Origin of the sequence: Methyloversatilis sp. NSM2 (assembly GCF_038066675.1) — a bacterium.
Taxonomy (GTDB): Bacteria; Pseudomonadota; Gammaproteobacteria; order Burkholderiales; family Rhodocyclaceae; genus Methyloversatilis; species Methyloversatilis discipulorum_A.
The window spans coordinates 997,066-1,014,457 of the sequence record NZ_JBBUKV010000001.1 but is presented as its reverse complement, the minus strand read 5'-3'; the positions used below and the strand labels follow the sequence as shown (position 1 = coordinate 1,014,457).

Annotated in this window: 12 protein-coding genes and 1 riboswitch; of the genes, 2 read left to right on the top strand and 10 right to left on the bottom strand. The window is 65.0% G+C overall.

Features of this window, described 5'->3' with window-relative positions; genetic code table 11:
• Window positions 1–15 precede the first annotated feature (15 nt).
• The 6 genes from WJU27_RS04535 to WJU27_RS04510 form a co-directional block, all read right to left on the bottom strand.
• On the bottom strand, window positions 16–1,305 hold the full coding sequence (locus WJU27_RS04535; protein WP_341421265.1) for a lipopolysaccharide biosynthesis protein: 1,290 nt from the start codon (window positions 1,303–1,305) through the stop codon (window positions 16–18).
• A 145-nt stretch (window positions 1,306–1,450) separates the two neighbouring features.
• Window positions 1,451–2,137, bottom strand: coding sequence for an exosortase-associated protein EpsI, B-type (epsI, locus tag WJU27_RS04530; protein ID WP_341421264.1), 687 nt, complete (start codon window positions 2,135–2,137; stop codon window positions 1,451–1,453).
• Window positions 2,138–2,583: 446 nt separating this feature from the next.
• The gene (locus WJU27_RS04525; protein ID WP_341421263.1) at window positions 2,584–3,999 is read right to left on the bottom strand and encodes an esterase-like activity of phytase family protein; all 1,416 of its coding nucleotides are present in this window, start codon (window positions 3,997–3,999) and stop codon (window positions 2,584–2,586) included.
• Window positions 4,000–4,399: 400 nt separating this feature from the next.
• Entirely contained in the window at window positions 4,400–6,448 is a 2,049-nt protein-coding gene (locus WJU27_RS04520) for a TonB-dependent receptor (protein ID WP_341421262.1), read from the bottom strand.
• 76 nt (window positions 6,449–6,524) lie between these two features.
• Window positions 6,525–7,310, bottom strand: a complete 786-nt coding sequence (locus tag WJU27_RS04515) for a DUF4465 domain-containing protein (RefSeq protein ID WP_341421261.1) — start codon at window positions 7,308–7,310, stop codon at window positions 6,525–6,527.
• Between the two features lie 26 nt (window positions 7,311–7,336).
• The gene (locus WJU27_RS04510) at window positions 7,337–8,155 is read right to left on the bottom strand and encodes a PEP-CTERM sorting domain-containing protein (protein WP_341421260.1); all 819 of its coding nucleotides are present in this window, start codon (window positions 8,153–8,155) and stop codon (window positions 7,337–7,339) included.
• Window positions 8,156–8,323: 168 nt separating this feature from the next.
• Window positions 8,324–8,544, bottom strand: a riboswitch (cobalamin riboswitch).
• Window positions 8,545–9,196: 652 nt separating this feature from the next.
• Between WJU27_RS04510 and WJU27_RS04505 the strand changes: the two genes are divergently transcribed.
• On the top strand, window positions 9,197–10,165 hold the full coding sequence (locus WJU27_RS04505) for a transposase (RefSeq protein ID WP_341421259.1): 969 nt from the start codon (window positions 9,197–9,199) through the stop codon (window positions 10,163–10,165).
• A 92-nt stretch (window positions 10,166–10,257) separates the two neighbouring features.
• On the opposite strand, the gene fdhF is transcribed toward WJU27_RS04505, so the two are convergent.
• The 3 genes from fdhF to WJU27_RS04490 all read right to left on the bottom strand — a co-directional run bounded on the left by fdhF (window position 10,258) and on the right by WJU27_RS04490 (window position 15,882).
• The gene (fdhF, locus tag WJU27_RS04500) at window positions 10,258–13,062 is read right to left on the bottom strand and encodes a formate dehydrogenase subunit alpha (RefSeq protein ID WP_341421258.1); all 2,805 of its coding nucleotides are present in this window, start codon (window positions 13,060–13,062) and stop codon (window positions 10,258–10,260) included.
• 16 nt (window positions 13,063–13,078) lie between these two features.
• Window positions 13,079–14,767, bottom strand: a complete 1,689-nt coding sequence (locus tag WJU27_RS04495) for an NAD(P)H-dependent oxidoreductase subunit E (RefSeq protein ID WP_341421257.1) — start codon at window positions 14,765–14,767, stop codon at window positions 13,079–13,081.
• Between the two features lie 98 nt (window positions 14,768–14,865).
• Window positions 14,866–15,882, bottom strand: coding sequence for an MBL fold metallo-hydrolase (locus tag WJU27_RS04490; RefSeq protein ID WP_341421256.1), 1,017 nt, complete (start codon window positions 15,880–15,882; stop codon window positions 14,866–14,868).
• A gap of 108 nt (window positions 15,883–15,990) precedes the next feature.
• On the opposite strand from WJU27_RS04490, the gene WJU27_RS04485 reads away from it, so the two are divergent.
• The gene (locus WJU27_RS04485) at window positions 15,991–16,344 is read left to right on the top strand and encodes a hypothetical protein (RefSeq protein ID WP_304001191.1); all 354 of its coding nucleotides are present in this window, start codon (window positions 15,991–15,993) and stop codon (window positions 16,342–16,344) included.
• Between the two features lie 49 nt (window positions 16,345–16,393).
• On the opposite strand, the gene WJU27_RS04480 is transcribed toward WJU27_RS04485, so the two are convergent.
• Entirely contained in the window at window positions 16,394–17,218 is an 825-nt protein-coding gene (locus WJU27_RS04480; RefSeq protein WP_341421255.1) for a quinoprotein dehydrogenase-associated SoxYZ-like carrier, read from the bottom strand.
• Window positions 17,219–17,392 lie beyond the last annotated feature (174 nt).

The following is a 17,392-nucleotide window of genomic DNA, read 5'->3' as shown; positions in this document are numbered from 1 at the left end:
CACCTTGCTCACAAATTAAATTAGGAATAGGAGAATGCAGCTGCTGGCAATGACCGATACAGCGACACAAATAGCTGGAAGCTTTGGCAAGCGCTGCCACAGGAGGACCATGAACGCGAACGCGAGCGTCGAGTAGGAAATCGCATACGCAAGAAGGACACCGGGGGTTCCCAACTTGCCGACGAGGAAGTGAGCAAGCAGAACAAACATGCAGAGCGAGAGTGCATAGCAGATTGCCCTGAGTCTTTGATTCCCGTCCGCGGTCAATATCACCCCGAGATAGCCGGACAAGAGTCTGGGTATGACCAAAGCCGCGAAGCCAGGCAGTAAGGCGGATGCAATATTCAGTGTTGTCCCCGTCGGCGATCGTTGATACGCAAGGTACGCAACCAGGAAGCCAAGAATCAGAACCATGCCGAGGGCTACGGTGGTCCATGCAAACCTCGTTTTGGAGGCATGCGAAGAGTCTCCCGTGGAGACGGATTCCGCAGACAGCTTGGGTAGGAAATAGCTTGCGAGGACGGAGAATACGACCCCCACCCCCTGCGAGAGGCGCGCGGCGGCCTGATAGACGCCCGCTTCCACATAGCCGAGCATTCGGGAAACGATGATCATGTCCAGGTTAAGCAAAGCCGCCCCTACAAAGACATCCGACGCATACGCAGCACCGTTTCGCAGTGTCTGCCGCGTGTTTGACCATGATCCGTGTGACCGCAGGCCGTTGAAACTCACCCATCCTGCGAGGAAGAGACGCCCTACAAGCGCGAACTGAAGCGCCCTCGTAATCAGTATCGCCACGGCGAGTTCGAGCGGTGTACCTCCGGATGCAATGACCAGGACGAGAGCGACAACTGTCAGACCATTCGTGATGGTCGAAACACGCAGTTCGTCCCCATAGCGCCCCAGCGAACGCAATGCATTGAAAACAAGATCGGAAAATGAGAGAAGTACAGCGGCTGCAAGCAACGACAGAAACTGCAGGCTCAGATCTCTGGACAGGGCGTTACTTAGCAAAGCGTAGGTGCATCCAGCAACAAGTACGGCCACCGATAGCCAGATCTTAGAGGCCAGAAAGCGGGTCATTACCGCCCCGATTTCACTCGGAACTCTTCCCACGTCTCGCAGCACTTGTTGAGAGAACCCGAACTCGCAGCAAAGCACCAGCATGGCCGAGACGGAAAAGGCAAACATGAAGGCACCGAATTCCTCGGGGCGCCACACGGTTGCAGCGTAAAGAAAGACGCAGATCGACGAAGCGAGCCGTATCGCCGTCGCCAGCGCAATCTGCGATAGCCCCCGAATCACCTCCGACTTACCTTCTCGAGGAAACCAGGCTGGTGACGACCACTTTGGATCGCGACATACGGCTCGCGTGATGCGCTGAGGGCAATCGCTCGTTCGCCGATGCCCCCAGGCTTGCTTCGTGCTCCGTCAGAGTCGAAGACCGTGGTCAAGCTTCGCGTCCAATAAGCGCCTCACGACTCGCAGGCGGCAGCGCGTTGAGAAGGTCTGTAACGAAGCGATCTTGCAGTTTGAACGAGAGCTCAACATCTGGATTGACCTCAGACACCCGAAACAGCAATCCATCAGGAATCACCCCCTCAAGCCCGAAACTCACACGCGCGACGTTCTGTTCGATCGCGCCGCGAACAAGCTTGTCGCCCACCCTGATCCAGTAGCTCACCGGCTCCTGACGCTGCCCGTGGAAGGTATGCAAGCGCATGACCGGAATGTGGCTCGAGGCTCCGCTCACCTCATCCTTGTAGATCTTCTTGATCTGAAAGCCCTGCGCCGGGTAGCAAACCTCAGGCTTGTGCACCTGGTTCTCGCGCGACTGGTCCCGTCCGTAGGCGATGGAGAGCATGATTCGGCGGCCACTCGGCTGGTGGATAAAGGTGCGCGCGACGATCTGCGAGTAAAGCTGCTCAAGCTGCGCCTGCTGCTGAGGATTGATGACCTGGTTGGCGAATGCTGGGGCTTCCACCCACTCACCGAAATTTTTCGGGATGATCTGTTCGTAATCCACAGAACTGCCCTGCTCCGCCATATAAGTGCGGGGGGTAAGCGCATACGCGACGCCGGCGGCGACCACCATCAGTGCAGCGGCGAGAAAAGCCGGTACGAGGGATTTCTTCATGGAACCTGAACCTGGGTGTCTTCGAGGGTGGACTGCGATTGTGACCGACAGCCCGCGTGGCGTCGCGACGACCTTCTCACAAAATGTGACAGCCTCGAAAATAGCCTGAACGCATGCTGCAGTGCAACCAGACGTCAGAGTACTACGTCACGGTTGCAGGGAAGTGACTGATGCTTGCTTGCGCTGTCCCGGCGAGGAGTCACGGGTCAGCAATATATATATTCATACGGTGCGACCTTCCGGGACCGGGATAACGTCCTGCGGTGAGTCGGCCTGGGTCTCTGCTGAGTGCGGTTGCCTGAGCCGGAACGGTCCTCTGGACGCGAGTGCAGCGGTTGGACAGGCGGCGGCGTCTGATTGACGGCCGAGTCGCGGTCAGAAGACCGCTCCCACGAGATGCTTCGCGCATCCGCCCGACCGGAAGCCTGCGCGGATGCGCGAAAGGGTCACCCGACCCGGCGGCGTGCAACAGCGCCGATCAACGCCAGTCCGGCGCCCAGCATGGCCCAGGTGGTGGGCTCGGGCACCGGGGCGGTGTAGCCGGCGAGTTCGGCCGGGCTGGCGCGGTAGGCGTGCAGCACGCCGGGGATCAGTTCGAAACCTTCGGTGCTGCCGCTGTAGGGCGTGCTGCTGGCGTGCAGCGTGCAACCTTCGGTCGAGCCCAGCGGGCACTGGATGCGCTGTTGCGTGAGCGGGTTGAACAGCACGTCGAACTGCACCGCGCTGCCGTTCTGGGTGACCGAATAGTCATTGTCGTTACCGGCGACGATGAGCCACGAGCCGTCGTCGAGCTGCGGGCCGATGGCCAGGCCTTCCCACTTCTCGGGTGACACGCCGCCGGTTGCGGGCAGATTGTCGGCAGCGAGGTCGATGAAGGACGTCGGGTTCTTGCTGACGGCGGTGAAGCTGGCGCCGGGTGCGTCGAGGTCTATGCCGGTCACGTCGGTCGCGCCGGCGAGGTCGATCAGGTAGACGTTCTTGTTGCCGGCAGTGCCGGCGAAGGTGGCGTCGGCGCCGAGGCCGCGGTTGTTGCGCTCCAGCACCATGAACTCGTGTTCGTTGATCGCCACCAGCGCGGAGATGCCGCGACCCTGGGCGGCGGTTTCCATCCGGTAGGCGTACTGGGCGACGGCTTCGCCGCTGGCGTTGTCGAACTTGACGATGCGGTTGTACACGCCGTTGGCGCCGCCCTCGTCCACCATCGCGCTCTGCAGCATGGCGAAGGTGTATTGGCCGTCCGGCGAAATCGCCAGGCCTTCGAAGCCACGGTTGGTGCGGCGACCGATATTGCCGTCACCGTCGTAGTTGTAGCCGCCGGCCGTCAGTGCCGGGCGCAGCGCCTGCGGAGTATTGAAGGCGCGGATCAAAGTGCCGCTGCGGTCGAATTCATACAGCGACGGGCCGTATTCGTCAGACACCAGCAGGTGGCCGTTCAGCGGGTTGATCACGATGCCTTCCGGGTCGAAGGCGGTGCCCAGATTGCTGGCAGAACCACCGAGCGTGCTCGGGAACTGGCCGCCGAGCACAGTGCCGGCGCCATTACGGAACTTGATCGTATCGACCACCTGGAAATTCGAGATCGCACCGGTGCTGCGATTGACGTCGAGCGTGAAGCGCTGGACGCGCACGTCGTAGGGCAGCGTGCCGCCGCCCGGGCCACGGTCCGACAGACCCCACCATTCGTTGCGGTTGGGGTCGTAGTAGATGTCGGAGAACATGCCGAGCCGGCCGTCGTTCACGCTGCTGCCGAACAGATCACCGGTGGAGCCCGGAATGGCGATGCCATTGACGAAGGACACGGCGGATGCCGGAGCAGCCGCGACCGCGAGCAGCAAAGCCGCTGCCAGTGACGTAAGTTTCATGAAGACCCCCTGATTGTTGGTGTGTTGGTGGACAGTCGAGGGTAGCGAGCGGATGTTTCAGCGATGAGACGCGGGTGACGGTGTTCTTGCGGGAGCGGTCTTCCGACCGCCACGCGGCCTCTGCTGCCCGGGGGCTTCGATGCAGGCCGCTGTCGGGGTCAGAAGACCCCTCCCACAGAAGCCCAGCCCACGCTCCGCCGGCAGATCGGGCGCATACCCTGTGGGAGCGGCCTTGGCCGCGACAGGGCCGATGCAATCTGCAGTTCTCGGCACAGGCCGCTGTCGGGGTCAGAAGACCCCTCCCACAAAACCCCTGTCCCGGCGCCGGCCGCGGATCGGGCCCACTCCCTTTGAGAGGCAGCCATTGCAGCCGACCGCAGCGGTTGAAATGGAGGCGGCCCTACATCTTCCAGCTCACCGCCACCCAGGCCGCTCGCTCGGGCATGGGGTAGTAGGTGTTGCTGTAGGCGAGCGTCGAATACACCTTGTCGAACAGGTTGTTGATGCCGGCCGACCAGGTCGCGGCGCCTGCCCGGATGCTGAATGCGAGGTCGAACACGGTGTAGGACGGCAGCGGCGCGGAGCTGCGGTTGTCGAGGTCGTTGCCGTCGAAGCGGCGGCCGGCATGGCGGGCGCTCAGGGTGAGGCGCTGCGCTTCGGTCGGCGTCCATTCGACGCGGGCGTTGGCGGTGCGGCGGGGCACCAGCGGCACGTCGGCGTCGCTGCCTTCGAAGCGCGGCTGCACGTAGCCGGCGTTGGCGGCAAACAGCACACCGGGCCGGATGCGCCAGCGCAGCTCGATCTCGACGCCGGTGCGCACGGTCGGCAGATCGTAGTTGCGATTCACGCTGAGGCCGCTGGCGCTGTCGAAGTAGATTTCGTCCTCGATTCGCATGCGATAGACCGTGGCGCCGAACTCGACCGTCTCCCCACGCGCACGCAGGCCTGCCTCGCGCGTGCGGCCGCTTTGCGGGCGCAGGTCGGCCGCCGCGAGTGCGAGTTCGTCGACGTTCGGGTTGCGGAAGTGACGGCTGTCCGCGGCGAACACGGTCAGTGCCGGCGACAGCTGCCAGCTTGCGCCCAATTCGCTCGCCCGGTTGCGCCAGTCCGATGCGGTGGCGTCGGTGGCGCGGAATGCGTTCACGCAGCTGCCGGGCACTTCGACCGGAAACGGAATGAAGATGTACTGGCACTCGCGCGTGTAGCGGCTGCCCGCGGTGCGGCTCTCGGCGCGGTCGTGGCGCAGGCCTGCGTTGACGCTGACGCCCTGCCCCAGCCTGAACACACCTTCGGCCCAGCCCGCGTGGCCGTTCAGTTCGCCGCTGCGCCGGGTCGAGTTGCCGACCACGAAATCACCGTTCTCGCGGCGCAGGTAGTCGGACGACTGGCTGACGTAGCCGAATGCCAGGTCGTGCCGCTGCCCGAAGGCGTCGACGCCCAGCTCATGCGTCACGCGCAGGTCGCGCCGGGTGGAGTCGATCACGTTACGCTGGTCAGCCAGCGCCGTACCGGCCTGCACGCCGATGAAATACGGGTTTTCGCGGTCGCGGTGATCGAACTGCACGGTGAACAGCCCGGCATCGCCGAAATCCGCACGCAGCCGGGCGCCCAGCGTGCGGTCGTCGGTGCTGCCGCCATCGAGCGGTGAGGCGCTGCTGCCCCGTCTTCGCACACTGCTGCCGCGGAAGGCTTCTGCGCTGACCGGCCCCGGCAGGCCGTACTCATCGATATGGCGCGCGGCACGCAGGCTGAGGTCGATGAAGGACCACGCGCCCTCAGGCAGCAGACTCAGCTCGACCGCGCTGTCGCGCGCGGCGTAGCGATCGTTGTCACGGTAGCCGTCGCTGTCCTGCCGGCTCAATGTGACACTGGCTGCCAGCGGCCCGGTGCCGCCGGCTGCGCGCAGCCGCGCTTCGCGGGTGCCCCAGGCGCCGGCGCGCAGATCGAGCTGACCGGTGAGCGGCCCGGGCCGCGGGCGCCGGGTCTGGATGTGCACGATGCCGCCGACCGCACCGTCGCCATGGCGCACCGCCCCGGCGCCGCGCAGCACTTCGATGCGCTCGACCTGCGACAGCGAAACCGAAGACAGGTCCGCGCCCGAGAGATCGTCGGCATTCAGGCGCACGCCGTCGACCAGCACCAGCACATTGCTCACCGCGGTCGCGCCCAGGCCGCGCATGTCGACAGTGGCGCCCTTGTCGCGGCCGAAATAGCTCTGCAGGTTGAGGCCGGCTTCACGGCTGAGCAGTTCGCCCATGCCCTGCGCACCGGCGCGCTCGATGTCGTCGGCGGTGATGACCGACACGCCGTGCGGCACCGCGCGCAGCGTGTCATCGGCCGACGGCGCGCTGATGACGATTTCGTCGAGCCGGAATGCCTCGTCCGCGTAGGCCCGCAAGGCGAGCAGGCACAGCACGCTCGCCAGCGCACGCCAGAAAGAGATGTTCATGGATATCGCCTCTTCGCGCCGGCCCCGCCACTCGGGCGGAGCCGGGCATGCCTTAGGACGTGACTCAGGCCGTGCTTCAGGCCATCCGACGACGGGCGACGGCGCCGACCAGCGCCAGACCGGCCAGCAGCAGCGCCGCCTGTTCGGGTTCCGGCACGGCAGCGACCGCGAGGTTGTCCATCGCGAAATAGGCCGGCGTGTTCATGCCGAAGGCGCCGTTGTCGCTGGATGTGAGCGCGAACTGCAGGCTGCTCACGGTGCCCAGCGCGCTCAGGTCGACCCATCGCCAGTCGGTGACGATGTAGTCGTCGGCGCTGTCGGCGAAGCGGTAGTCGGCGAGCATGAAGTCCACGCTGCCGGTGCTCTGGCCGAAGCTGTCGAGGCCGGTGATGGTGAGCATGAACCAGTCAGCATCGCTGCCGGCCGCCCCGCCGAACTGCTTGGCGAAGCCGTCGCCATTCAGCATCGACAGCGCGGCGTAGGTGCTGTTGGTGAACCAGGCTCCGAGCACGCTGACCGGTGCGGCGAAGCTCGCCACCGGCGCACCGATATTGGCCACCGCGTAGTTGGCCGAGCCTTCGGCACCGCCGCCGGCGATGGCGCTGTGCTGGTTCAGATAGCCCTCGGTGGTGGTGTCGGTCTGGTTGGAATAGACCCAGTCGGTATGGCAGCAGTCGCCACCCCAGTCGTTGAAGCTGTGGTTGAAGGTGGCGGCGCCACTGGTGAAGGTGGTGCTGGTCCTCGGGAAGAAGACGCTGTCGGGGGCCAGCGTCAGGTCGTCGAAGGTCGATACGCTGACCGCGGCGGCCGGTTGGCTCAGGGCGAGTGCGCAGAGCGAGAGTGCAAGCGTGCGGATATTCATGTGTGGTGTTCCTGGTGCGGCGCCGTTCAGGCGCGGTTGCGACGGACGATGACGGACAGCAGGCCGAGCGCGGCGGCATACATCGCCCACTGCGAAGGCTCGGGCACCGGCGGCGTCTGCGCGTCGAAGACTGCGTAGTGGATGACGCCCACCGCGTCGAGGTCGAAACCACTGCTACCGCTGGTCGGGTACGGGTCGTAGATCGGGTGCGGGCCGCCGTAGGCTGCCGGGTAGCTGTCGAAGGTCGAGCCATTGCCGACGACGTCGATCAGGCGCAGGTACTGCACCTTGTTCACGTCCAGGCCGGCGATGCCGCTCAGCAGGTCGAGATCGAAGGGCGTGCCATAGCCGGCGCGGTACTTGCCGGCCAGGCCATCGATATTGGTCGGATCGATGGTGCCGAAACCGGACACCGGGCTGGGCGTGAAGGAGTAGTTCGGGAAACGGAAGAAATCGGTGCCGTTGGACGACACCTCGACGAAGGCCAGTTCGAGGAAGGTGTTGCTGAAGCTGTTCTCGAACACCGCGAAATCGGCGCCGGCGCCATTCGTGATGTAGCCGTCGAAAGTGAGCGTGATGCGGCCGCCGTCGCCCAGCACGACGACGTCGGTCGAGGTGCCTTCGGCCTTGCCCAGGCCTTCGGCAGGATTCTTCCAGGCGGCGTCGACGTTCGGGCCGGGCTGGTAGTCCGAGTAGCCCGTGGCCCACTGGACGAAGGCAGCGCTGTCCTTGTGGATGGCGGTGGAGCCGGCGCTGCCGGCCGCCGGCGCGAACGGCCCGGCGTGTGCGGACCCCGCCAGCGCGAAGCCGGACAGGGCGATGAGGGTGGAAAGTGTGGTGCGCATGCAGACCTCCGTGCAGTGCCGGCATCACCCGCCGGCGAAGTGCAGAAAATCCGATGGCGCACGGCAAGCCGCGCGAGAAACGCACAGGAACGGATAGGACGGCCGCAACACGGCCGAGCGAACGCATGCGCCCCCGGCCGCCCACCGCAGCCATCGGTCGTCGGGTCGAAAGACCCGTTGCGCCAGGCCGGTCTCCGGGCTCACGAGGGGATATGTGCGATCCGCCTTCCCGTGCCGAGGGCACAGTGGCTGAATGGATCGCTACGACTCGCTTACCGTTGCGGGGGCAGCGCCGGAATAGCAGACCGCGAATGCGGCTGCGCACCGGACTTCCCGTTTCACTCCTTGCAGCGGACGCTGCGCGGGGCACCTGAGGCGAGCGCAGGGTATGCGAAATGCGGAGGGCAGGTCAAGGAAGGCGAGGAGGCCAGCGCCGCGGTCGGGGTCAGAAGACCCCTCCCACAGAACCCCAGCCAAGCTCCGGCCGCGAATCGGGCGCAGACCCTGTGGGAGCGGCCTTGGCCGCGACAGGGCCGATGCCGGCCGCACAACCTTCGATCCCGGCCGCTGTCGGGGTCAGAAGACTCCTCCCACAGAACCCCAGCCAAGCTCCAGCCGCGAATCGGGCGCAGCTTCTGTGGGAGCGGCCTTGGCCGCGACAGGGCCGATGCTGACCGCACAGCCTTCGATCCCGGCCGCTGTCGGGGTCAGAAGACTCCTCCCACAGAACCCCAGCCAAGCTCCGGCCGTGGGTCGAGCGCAGCTTCCGTGGGAGCGGCCTTGGCCGCGACAGGGCCGATGCCGGCCGCACAGCCTTCGATCCCGGCCGCTGTCGGGGTCAGAAGACCCCTCCTTGTATTGTCTTTACCTCCCGAGGGGCACCTCGGGACGAGCAGGTGGATGCCGCGTCGCTCCTTGGGCTTATCGCCCGTTCTGTAGATTTTGCAGCACCTGCTCACCCTCACGTTCCGATCGAACAGTATCTTTGGCCCGGCTTTGCCGGCAGCCCGCATTCACAAGGTTGATCTCACGAGGTTTTGCATGGAGTTGTTTCATCTGGGTATCGACGTAGCCAAGGCCAAGCTCGACTGTGCGCTGCGCTCACCCGAGGGCAAGATTCGCCACAAGGTCATCACCAACGACGCAGCCGGCTTCGCCCAACTGCAGGCTTTCCTGTCCCGGCAACACGCTTTGACACTGCACGTATGCATGGAAGCCACAGGCGTCTATTGGGAGCCAGTGGCTGAGTTCCTCGCCGCTCTGCCCCACGTCACCGTCAGTGTCATCAACCCGGCGCAGATCAAGGCCTTTGCCGCCTCGCGCATGGTGCGCACCAAGACCGACAAGGTCGATGCCGCACTCATCGCTCTGTTCTGCCATGAACGCTCACCCGAGCCCTGGCAGCCGCCGTCCGAGGCCGAACGCACTTTGCGCGCGCTCGTGCTGCGTCTGGACAGCGTGCAAAGCATGCGCACCCAGGAATCGAATCGTCTGCTCGTTGCGCAAAGCGCGGTACAGCAGGGGATCACTCAGCACATCGAATGGCTGGACGCCGAGATTGAGCGGCTCGCCCGCGCGATCCGGGATCTGCTCGACCAGGATGACGATCTGGACGACAAGCGTCGTCTGCTCGACAGCATCCCGGGCCTGGGCGAACGCACCATCGCCATTCTGCTGGCCTTCTACGCACGGGTATCCCGCTTCGACAACGCTCGTCAGGCCACTGCATTCGCTGGCCTTGACCCTCGGCAGCACCAATCCGGCAGCAGCGTCTGCGCCAAACCACGCATGTCCAAGGTCGGCCACTCTTTCCTGCGCAAGTCACTCTACATGCCGGCCATGGTCGCGCTCTATCGCACCGCCTGGGGGAAGCTCTTCCGACAGCGTCTGTCCTCTGCTGGCAAGCCGCCCAAACTCATCATCGGCGCAATGATGCGCAAGCTCATCCACGTCGCCTTTGGCGTTCTCCGATCCGGCAAACCTTTTGACCCAACCGCTCACGGTGCTTGACTCGGATAACAGTATCTACAGGAGCGCTCACCGACGCACGACCAAAAAAAACCGGGGCTCAAGGCCCCGGTCTTCACTGCTGCAGCTTGCGCTTACGCCGTCACCGGCTTCGCCTGGCCGCCGCCGTAGGTCGACAGCTGGGTCGGCGTGCCGCCCTTCTTCAGACGCACGGCGCAGTACTTGAACTCCGGAATCTTGCCGAAGGGGTCGAGTGCCGGATTGGTGAGCATGTTCGCCGCCGCTTCGTAGTACGCGAACGGAATGAACACTGAACCGACCGGCACGTGCGGGTCGATGCGCACGTACAGTGCGATCTTGCCGCGGCGCGATTCGACGGTGACCACATCGCCCGCCTTCACCTTCAGCTTCGCGACGTCCTCCGGATGCACGGTGACGGTGGCGATCGGCTCGATGCTGTCGAGCACCGAAGCGCGGCGCGTCATCGAACCCGTGTGCCAGTGCTCCAGCTGACGGCCGGTGATGAGCACCATCGGGTACTCGGCGTCCGGCTTCTCGTTGGCCGTGATGAGCTTGGCCGGTACCAGCTTGGCGCGGCCGTTGGGCGTCGGGAACTTGTCGATGAACACGACTTCGTCACCCGGATCGCCCACGTTCTCGCACGGGTAAGTGACCGAGTGCTCGGCTTCCAGACGTTCCCAGGTGATGCCGGCGATCGAGTGCATCGCCTTGCGCATCTCGTTGAACACGTCCTTCGAGCCTTCATAGTTCCAGTCCAGACCGAGACCGCGCGCCATTTCCTGGATGATCCACAGATCCTGACGGGCGTCGCCCGGCGGGTTGATGGCGGCACGGCCCAGCTGCACCTGACGGTCCGTATTGGTGAAGGTCGCGGTCTTCTCGGGGAAGGCCGAGGCCGGCAGCACGACATCGGCAAAGTAGGCGGTTTCGGTCAGGAAGATGTCCTGCACGACCAGCCAGTCGAGCTTGGCCAGCGCATCGCGGGCGTGGTCGACGTCCGGGTCGGACATCGCCGGGTTCTCGCCCATGATGTAGCAGCCGTGCAGCTTGCCGGCGTGGATGGCGTCCATGATCTCGACCACGGTCAGGCCCGGGTTCGGGTCGAGCGTGGTGCCCCACAGTTCCTCGAACTTCTGGCGGATGGTCTGATTGCCGACCGCCTGGTAGTCCGGGAACACCATCGGGATCAGGCCGGCGTCGGACGCACCCTGCACGTTGTTCTGGCCGCGCAGCGGATGCAGGCCGGTACCGCGGCGACCGATCTGGCCGGTCATCATGACCAGCGAAATCAGGCAGCGCGCGTTGTCGGTGCCATGCACGTGCTGCGACACGCCCATGCCCCAGAGGATCATCGAAGCCTTGGAGGTGGCGAACATGCGCGCGACCTCGCGCAGCGTTTCCGCCGGAATGCCGCAGATCTTCGCCATCTTCTCGGGCGAGAAGTCGGCGACGTTCTTCTTCAGTTCCTCGAAGCCCGAGGTGCGGTCCTTGACGAAAGCCTCATCGACCAGGCCTTCCTCGATGATGGTGTGCATCATCGCGTTCAGCATGGCCACGTCGGTGTCCGGCTTGAACTGCAGGAAGTGGGTGGCGTAGCGCTGCAGATCGTTGCGACGCGGGTCGCACACGATGAGCTTGGCGCCGTTCTTCACGGCGTTCTTCATCCAGGTGGCGCCCACCGGGTGGTTCACCAGCGGGTTCGAACCGATCAGGAAGATCACTTCCGAATGCAGCACGTCACGCACAGGGTTGGACACGGCGCCGGAACCGACCGCTTCAAGCAGCGCGGCAACCGACGAGGCGTGACACAGGCGGGTGCAGTGGTCGACGTTGTTGGTGCCGAAGCCGGTACGCACCAGCTTCTGGAACAGATAGGCCTCTTCGTTCGAGCCCTTGGCCGAGCCGAAGCCGGCCAGCGCGTTCGGACCCTTGCTGTCGCGGATTTCGCGCAGCTTGCCCGAGGCCAGCGCCAGCGCCTCTTCCCACGTGGCTTCGCGGAAGGCGGTCAGCGGGTTGGCCGGGTCGACCACGAAGTCCTTGTGCTTGGGCGCGTCAGCGCGACGGATCAGCGGCTTGGTCAGGCGCTGCGGGTGGCGGGCGTAGTCGAAGCCGAAACGGCCCTTCACGCACAGGCGTTCCTCGTTGGCCGGGCCGTCACGGCCGGTCACCATCAGGATCTTGTCGTCCTTGACGTGGTAGGTCAGCTGGCAGCCGATGCCGCAGTACGGGCAGACCGAATCGACCTTCTTGTCCGGCGTCACCATGCCGACACCGCCGGCCGGCATCAGCGCACCAGTCGGGCAGGCCTGCACGCATTCGCCGCAGGCCACGCAGGTCGAGGCGCCCATCGGGTCGTCCTGGTCGAACACGATCTTCGACGCGGAACCACGGAAGGCGTAGCCGATCACGTCGTTGCCCTGCTCTTCGCGGCAGGCACGCACGCAGCGGTTGCACTGGATGCAGGCGTCGAGGTTCACGCTCATCGCCGGGTGCGATTCGTCGCACGGCGGCTGCTCGCGCGCTTCGAAGCGCGAGTCGGTCACGCCGAGCTTGCCGGCCCAATAGGCCAGTTCGGAATCAGGCTTGTAGGTCTTGTCCGGCATGTCGGACAGCAGCAGCTCGACCACCATCTTCTGCGCCTTCACGGCGCGCTCGGATTCGGCCTTCACCTTCATGCCGGGCGTCGGCGCGCGGCAGCAACTGGGGGCGAGCACGCGCTCGCCTTCGATCTCGACGACACAGGCGCGGCAGTTGCCGTCCGGACGGTAGCCATCCTTGTAGCAGAGGTGCGGGATGTCCACGCCCTGGCGGGCAGCCGCCTGGATGATGGTTTCGCCCACACGGGCCTTCATCGTCTGCCCGTCGAGCGTGAATTCAATACTTTCCGCGGCGACCGCGGGATCAAGAGGTGCGTTCATATGGGTTGCCGTCCCTTCACTTGATTTCGTCAGGGAAATACTTGATCACGCAGCGCACCGGGTTCGGTGCCGCCTGCCCGAGACCGCAGATCGACGCATCGACCATGGTCTGCGACAGTTCCTCGACCAGCGCGGTGTCCCACACCGGCTTGTCGATCAGCGTGTTCATCTTCGAGGTGCCGACGCGGCAGGGCGTGCACTGGCCGCAGGACTCGTGCTCGAAGAAGTGCATCATGCTGCGCGCGGCGTCGGTCGCCGTGTCCTTGTCGGACAGGATGATCACCGCGGCCGAGCCGATGAAGCAGCCGTGCGGCTGCAGCGTGTCGAAGTCGAGCGGAATGTCGCCCATCGAGGCCGGCAGGATGCCGCCCGAAGCGCCACCCGGCAGGTAGCCGTAGAAGGTGTGGCCGTCGAGCATGCCGCCGCAGTACTCGGCGATCAGCTCCTTGACCGAGATGCCGGCCGGCGCCAGATGCACGCCCGGCTTCTTCACCCGGCCGGACACCGAGAACGAGCGCAGGCCCTTGCGGCCGTTACGACCCTGGCTGGAGAACCATTCCGGGCCCTTCTCGACGATGTCGCGCACCCAGAACACGGTTTCCATATTGTGTTCCAGCGTCGGGTAGTTGAAGAGGCCGACCTGGGCGACGTAAGGCGGGCGCAGGCGCGGCATGCCGCGCTTGCCTTCGATCGACTCGATCATCGCCGACTCTTCGCCGCAGATGTAGGCGCCCGCGCCGCGGCGCAGGTGGATGGGCGGCAGCGCACAGGGCGGATCGGCCAGCAGCTTCTTCAGTTCCTTCTGCAGCAGTTCGCGCACGTGGGCGTACTCGTCGCGCAGATAGATGTAGACCTCGCCGATGCCGACGCAGTAGGCGGCGATCAGCATGCCTTCGAGGAAGCGGTGCGGGTCGCGTTCGAGGTACCAGCGGTCCTTGAAGGTGCCGGGCTCGCCTTCATCGATATTCACGGCCATCAGGCGCGGCGCGGCTTCGCTGCGCACGATGCGCCACTTGCGGCCCGCCGGGAAACCGGCGCCGCCGAGACCGCGCAGGCCGGAGTGCTCCATCGCGGTGATCACGGTTTCCGGATCGCGACGGCCTTCCACCAGATCACGGAACAGCTGGTAGCCGCCCGCCTTCAGATAGGCCTTGTAGCCGATGTACTTCGGTGCCGGCGCGGTCGTTTCCTTCGACTTCACCGCCGCCTTGACCGCCGCCTCGGTGGCGCCACCGAGCGCGTTCTGGCCGACCACGACCACCGGTGCCTGTTCGCAGCGACCGACACAGGGCGCCGGAATGACGCGCACCTTGGTGCCGAGGATGCCCGGCAGCTTGTGCAGCAGTTCGTCGGCACCGGCCATCGCGCAGGACAGCGTTTCGCAGACGCGCACCGTCAGTTCCGGCGGCGCGGCTTCGCCTTCGCGGACCACGTCGAAGTGATGATAAAAGGTCGCGACCTCGTACACCTCGGCCTGCGACATCTTCAGCTCCGCCGCCAGGGCAGCCAGATGGCGGGCGTGGACGGCACCGATATTGTCCTGCAGCAGGTGCAGGCACTCGATCAGCAGGTCGCGGCGGCGCGGCATCCTGCCGAGCAGCGCACGGACCTCGTCCACCGCCTGCTGATCAAGCGCGCGCCCCTTGGGCGTCGGCTTGACCATGCGGCGCATCTGTTCCAGCGGGATGGAAAACGGTTCCGACATTTACGGTGATCCTCTTCAGTCAGTTCGTTGTGCGTGACTTCTTCGCTTTTGTCCGCGATGTAGTTTTCGGGGCGCCTGTACCGACGCCCTCGCATTGTTCAGTGCTGTCCTTCTTCCGGTCCTGCGCCCTTGTCCGTCAGTGCGCCGAACTCGCCCTGCTCCCGGTGCAGGTAGGCGAAATGCACGTTCCGCCGGTGCCACACCGAGTACCCGTACCAGTCATTGAAGCCGACGGCCTCGACCTTCTCCAGCGATTCAAGCAGCGACACGCCCTGCTCGAACAGCGTATCGACCTGCGCGATCAGCGTATCGAGGTAGCGACGTGGCGCATCCAGCACCTCGCGGCCACCCGGTGCGCCGTGCGCCGGCACCACCTGCTTCACGTCCATCCGGCCCAGCTGCGCCAGCGCGTCGCGCCAGCCGCGCTCCTGCGCGTTGTACAGATCGGGCAGATAGCGTGCGGCGCCCAGCTCGCCGGCAAAAAGCGTTCCCGTCGCCTCGTCGAGCAGCGCCGTCGCACCGGGCTGGAAGGTGTGGCCGAAATGAAGCAGCTTCAGCCTGCGCGAAACGCCGGGCAGATGGCCCGTGCCCTCAAACACTACCGTCGCCGGTGTCGGTTCGGTACTCGACATCATATTTTCGCCCAGTGCCGCGGTCAGGCGCTCGACACAGGTGTGGCAACTGGCCCGGATGAAGCGGTCTGTTTCAATCTGCGCCGCAACCGGCACACCCCGTGACACAAAAAAACCGTTGCCCAGCACGTGGTCGCCGCCGCCGTACAGATTGACCGCAGCGATCACCGGTTTGCCGAAACGCGATTCGACGAAGGTCTTCAGGTGCTGCGCGAAGCGGTGGCTGGTACCTGTGCCGATCAGCACCAGACCGCGCGCGTCCTCGATCACGCCGATATTGGTGACGAAGCCGGCGTTTTCGGCAGTCACCTCGAAAGACGGCGCCAGCAGCACGTGCACGCCGTCGGCCAGCGTGCGCACGGTCAGCGCTGGCAAGGTCTGCGCTGGCAAGGTCTGCGCCTGCAGCACCGCTGCGGGCAGGAACCAGAAAATCGCGATGACCGCGCCGCGCAACAAGGAAAGAATCCCGCGAAACTTGGGCATACCGACGGTGGTCTTCAGCGCTGTGCTAGCCTTTTCTGCACCCGACGAGGCCGAGCCACCGAGGTTCGCAGATAACAAGTCCGTCGATAACAATTGAGGAGAACCGGTTTGAACGTCCATCGTTTCCAGATCACTGTCGCCACGCTCGCCGCCCTGCTGGCGCCGGGGCTGGCATCTGCAGCGAACGACTACCCGACGTCGTCGCGCGTCGAATTCGCGCTCGAATGCCTGCAGACCTATGGCAACAACCACGAGTACATCTACAAGTGTTCGTGCCTTATCGACGAGATCGCCGAAAAGCTGAACTACGACGAATACGTCGAACTGTCGAGCTTCAGCCGCTCGTCGGGCATGAGCGGTGAGCGCGGCGGCATGTTCCGCGGCACCGACCAGACCAAGGATGCGGTCAAGAAATACATGGGCATCGTGTCCGAGTCGAAGAAGCGCTGCTTCATCAAGTAATGCCCGTTGCGGCCGGCGTCGCCGGCCGCACACTGCCTGTCCGCGGCGCTCAGCTGCCGCCCTTCATGCCTGGCCGGATGGCCACCGCGCTCTCGAACTTCAGATCCTTCGAATCGACGATGACCGCCTTCAGTTCGCCCTCGCCCTTGGGCACGAACCAGAAGCGGAAGTTGGGGTTCTCGCTGATCGAGAAATCGACGTCGGCGGTCATCACCGGCTCACCGGCGTAGCTCACCTCGACCCGGCGCACGAAGTGCGGCGGCACGTAGAGTCGCGTCAGCTGGTCCATCGCCAGGCCGGAGCTGTTCGGATGACTGATCATCAGCTGCGCCGCGCTCGGCTGACCGGCGACGGCGTCATCGTCGAGCTTCAGCTTCATCTTGCCGAGGCGTGCCATCGCCTCTTCCTGGTCCTTGCCGGCCGGCGCCGAACAGCCGCCCGACGCCTTCACGTAGCGGCGCGCCATGTAGACCTTGCCGTCGCTGGTTTCGGCCAGGGCGCGTACCCAGCTGTAGGCCTCGATGCGCACCCGCGTCTCGATGTCGGCGCGCCCTGCAATGGGCGAGAAGGTGAAGGTGCCACCGATCGGCGACGGGTTCTCGTCGATCACGAGGTGCACCTTGCTGACATGCACGCCGCCCGGCTGCTGCTTCGTGCGCACCGCCAGCGGCACCACCGCCGCGTCCTCGGCCCGTACCGGTGCGTCCAGTTCGATCACGCTGCCGGCCGTATCGTCGATCACCGGGCGATCACCGACCAGCAGCGTTTTCACCTTGCCCCAGATCGCCGTGTCGGACCCGTCGTCGGCCGCCTGGACACCGGCGACCCACAGGAAGCCGGCCAGCAGAAAGGCAAGCCTGCGCGAAATACTCATGTTCTTCTCCTCCAGATGGACTGCTCCGCGACGATCAGTCTGACGCTGATCGCTCGATTGTTCTGTAACCCAGGTCGCCTGACAGCCGCTGTTGTGGGAGCGGCCTTGGCCGCGACTGCGCCGATGCATGCCGCACGCTTCGGCACAGGCCAATGTCGGGGTCAGAAGACCCCT

Coding starts and splice junctions, on each gene's coding strand:
- epsI (WP_341421264.1), bottom strand. CDS start 2,137: ATGAAGAAATCCCTCGTACCGGCTTTTCTCGCCGCTGCACTGATGGTG.
- WJU27_RS04525 (WP_341421263.1), bottom strand. CDS start 3,999: ATGAAACTTACGTCACTGGCAGCGGCTTTGCTGCTCGCGGTCGCGGCT.
- WJU27_RS04520 (WP_341421262.1), bottom strand. CDS start 6,448: ATGAACATCTCTTTCTGGCGTGCGCTGGCGAGCGTGCTGTGCCTGCTC.
- WJU27_RS04515 (WP_341421261.1), bottom strand. CDS start 7,310: ATGAATATCCGCACGCTTGCACTCTCGCTCTGCGCACTCGCCCTGAGC.
- WJU27_RS04510 (WP_341421260.1), bottom strand. CDS start 8,155: ATGCGCACCACACTTTCCACCCTCATCGCCCTGTCCGGCTTCGCGCTG.
- WJU27_RS04505 (WP_341421259.1), top strand. CDS start 9,197: ATGGAGTTGTTTCATCTGGGTATCGACGTAGCCAAGGCCAAGCTCGAC.
- fdhF (WP_341421258.1), bottom strand. CDS start 13,062: ATGAACGCACCTCTTGATCCCGCGGTCGCCGCGGAAAGTATTGAATTC.
- WJU27_RS04495 (WP_341421257.1), bottom strand. CDS start 14,767: ATGTCGGAACCGTTTTCCATCCCGCTGGAACAGATGCGCCGCATGGTC.
- WJU27_RS04490 (WP_341421256.1), bottom strand. CDS start 15,882: ATGCCCAAGTTTCGCGGGATTCTTTCCTTGTTGCGCGGCGCGGTCATC.
- WJU27_RS04480 (WP_341421255.1), bottom strand. CDS start 17,218: ATGAGTATTTCGCGCAGGCTTGCCTTTCTGCTGGCCGGCTTCCTGTGG.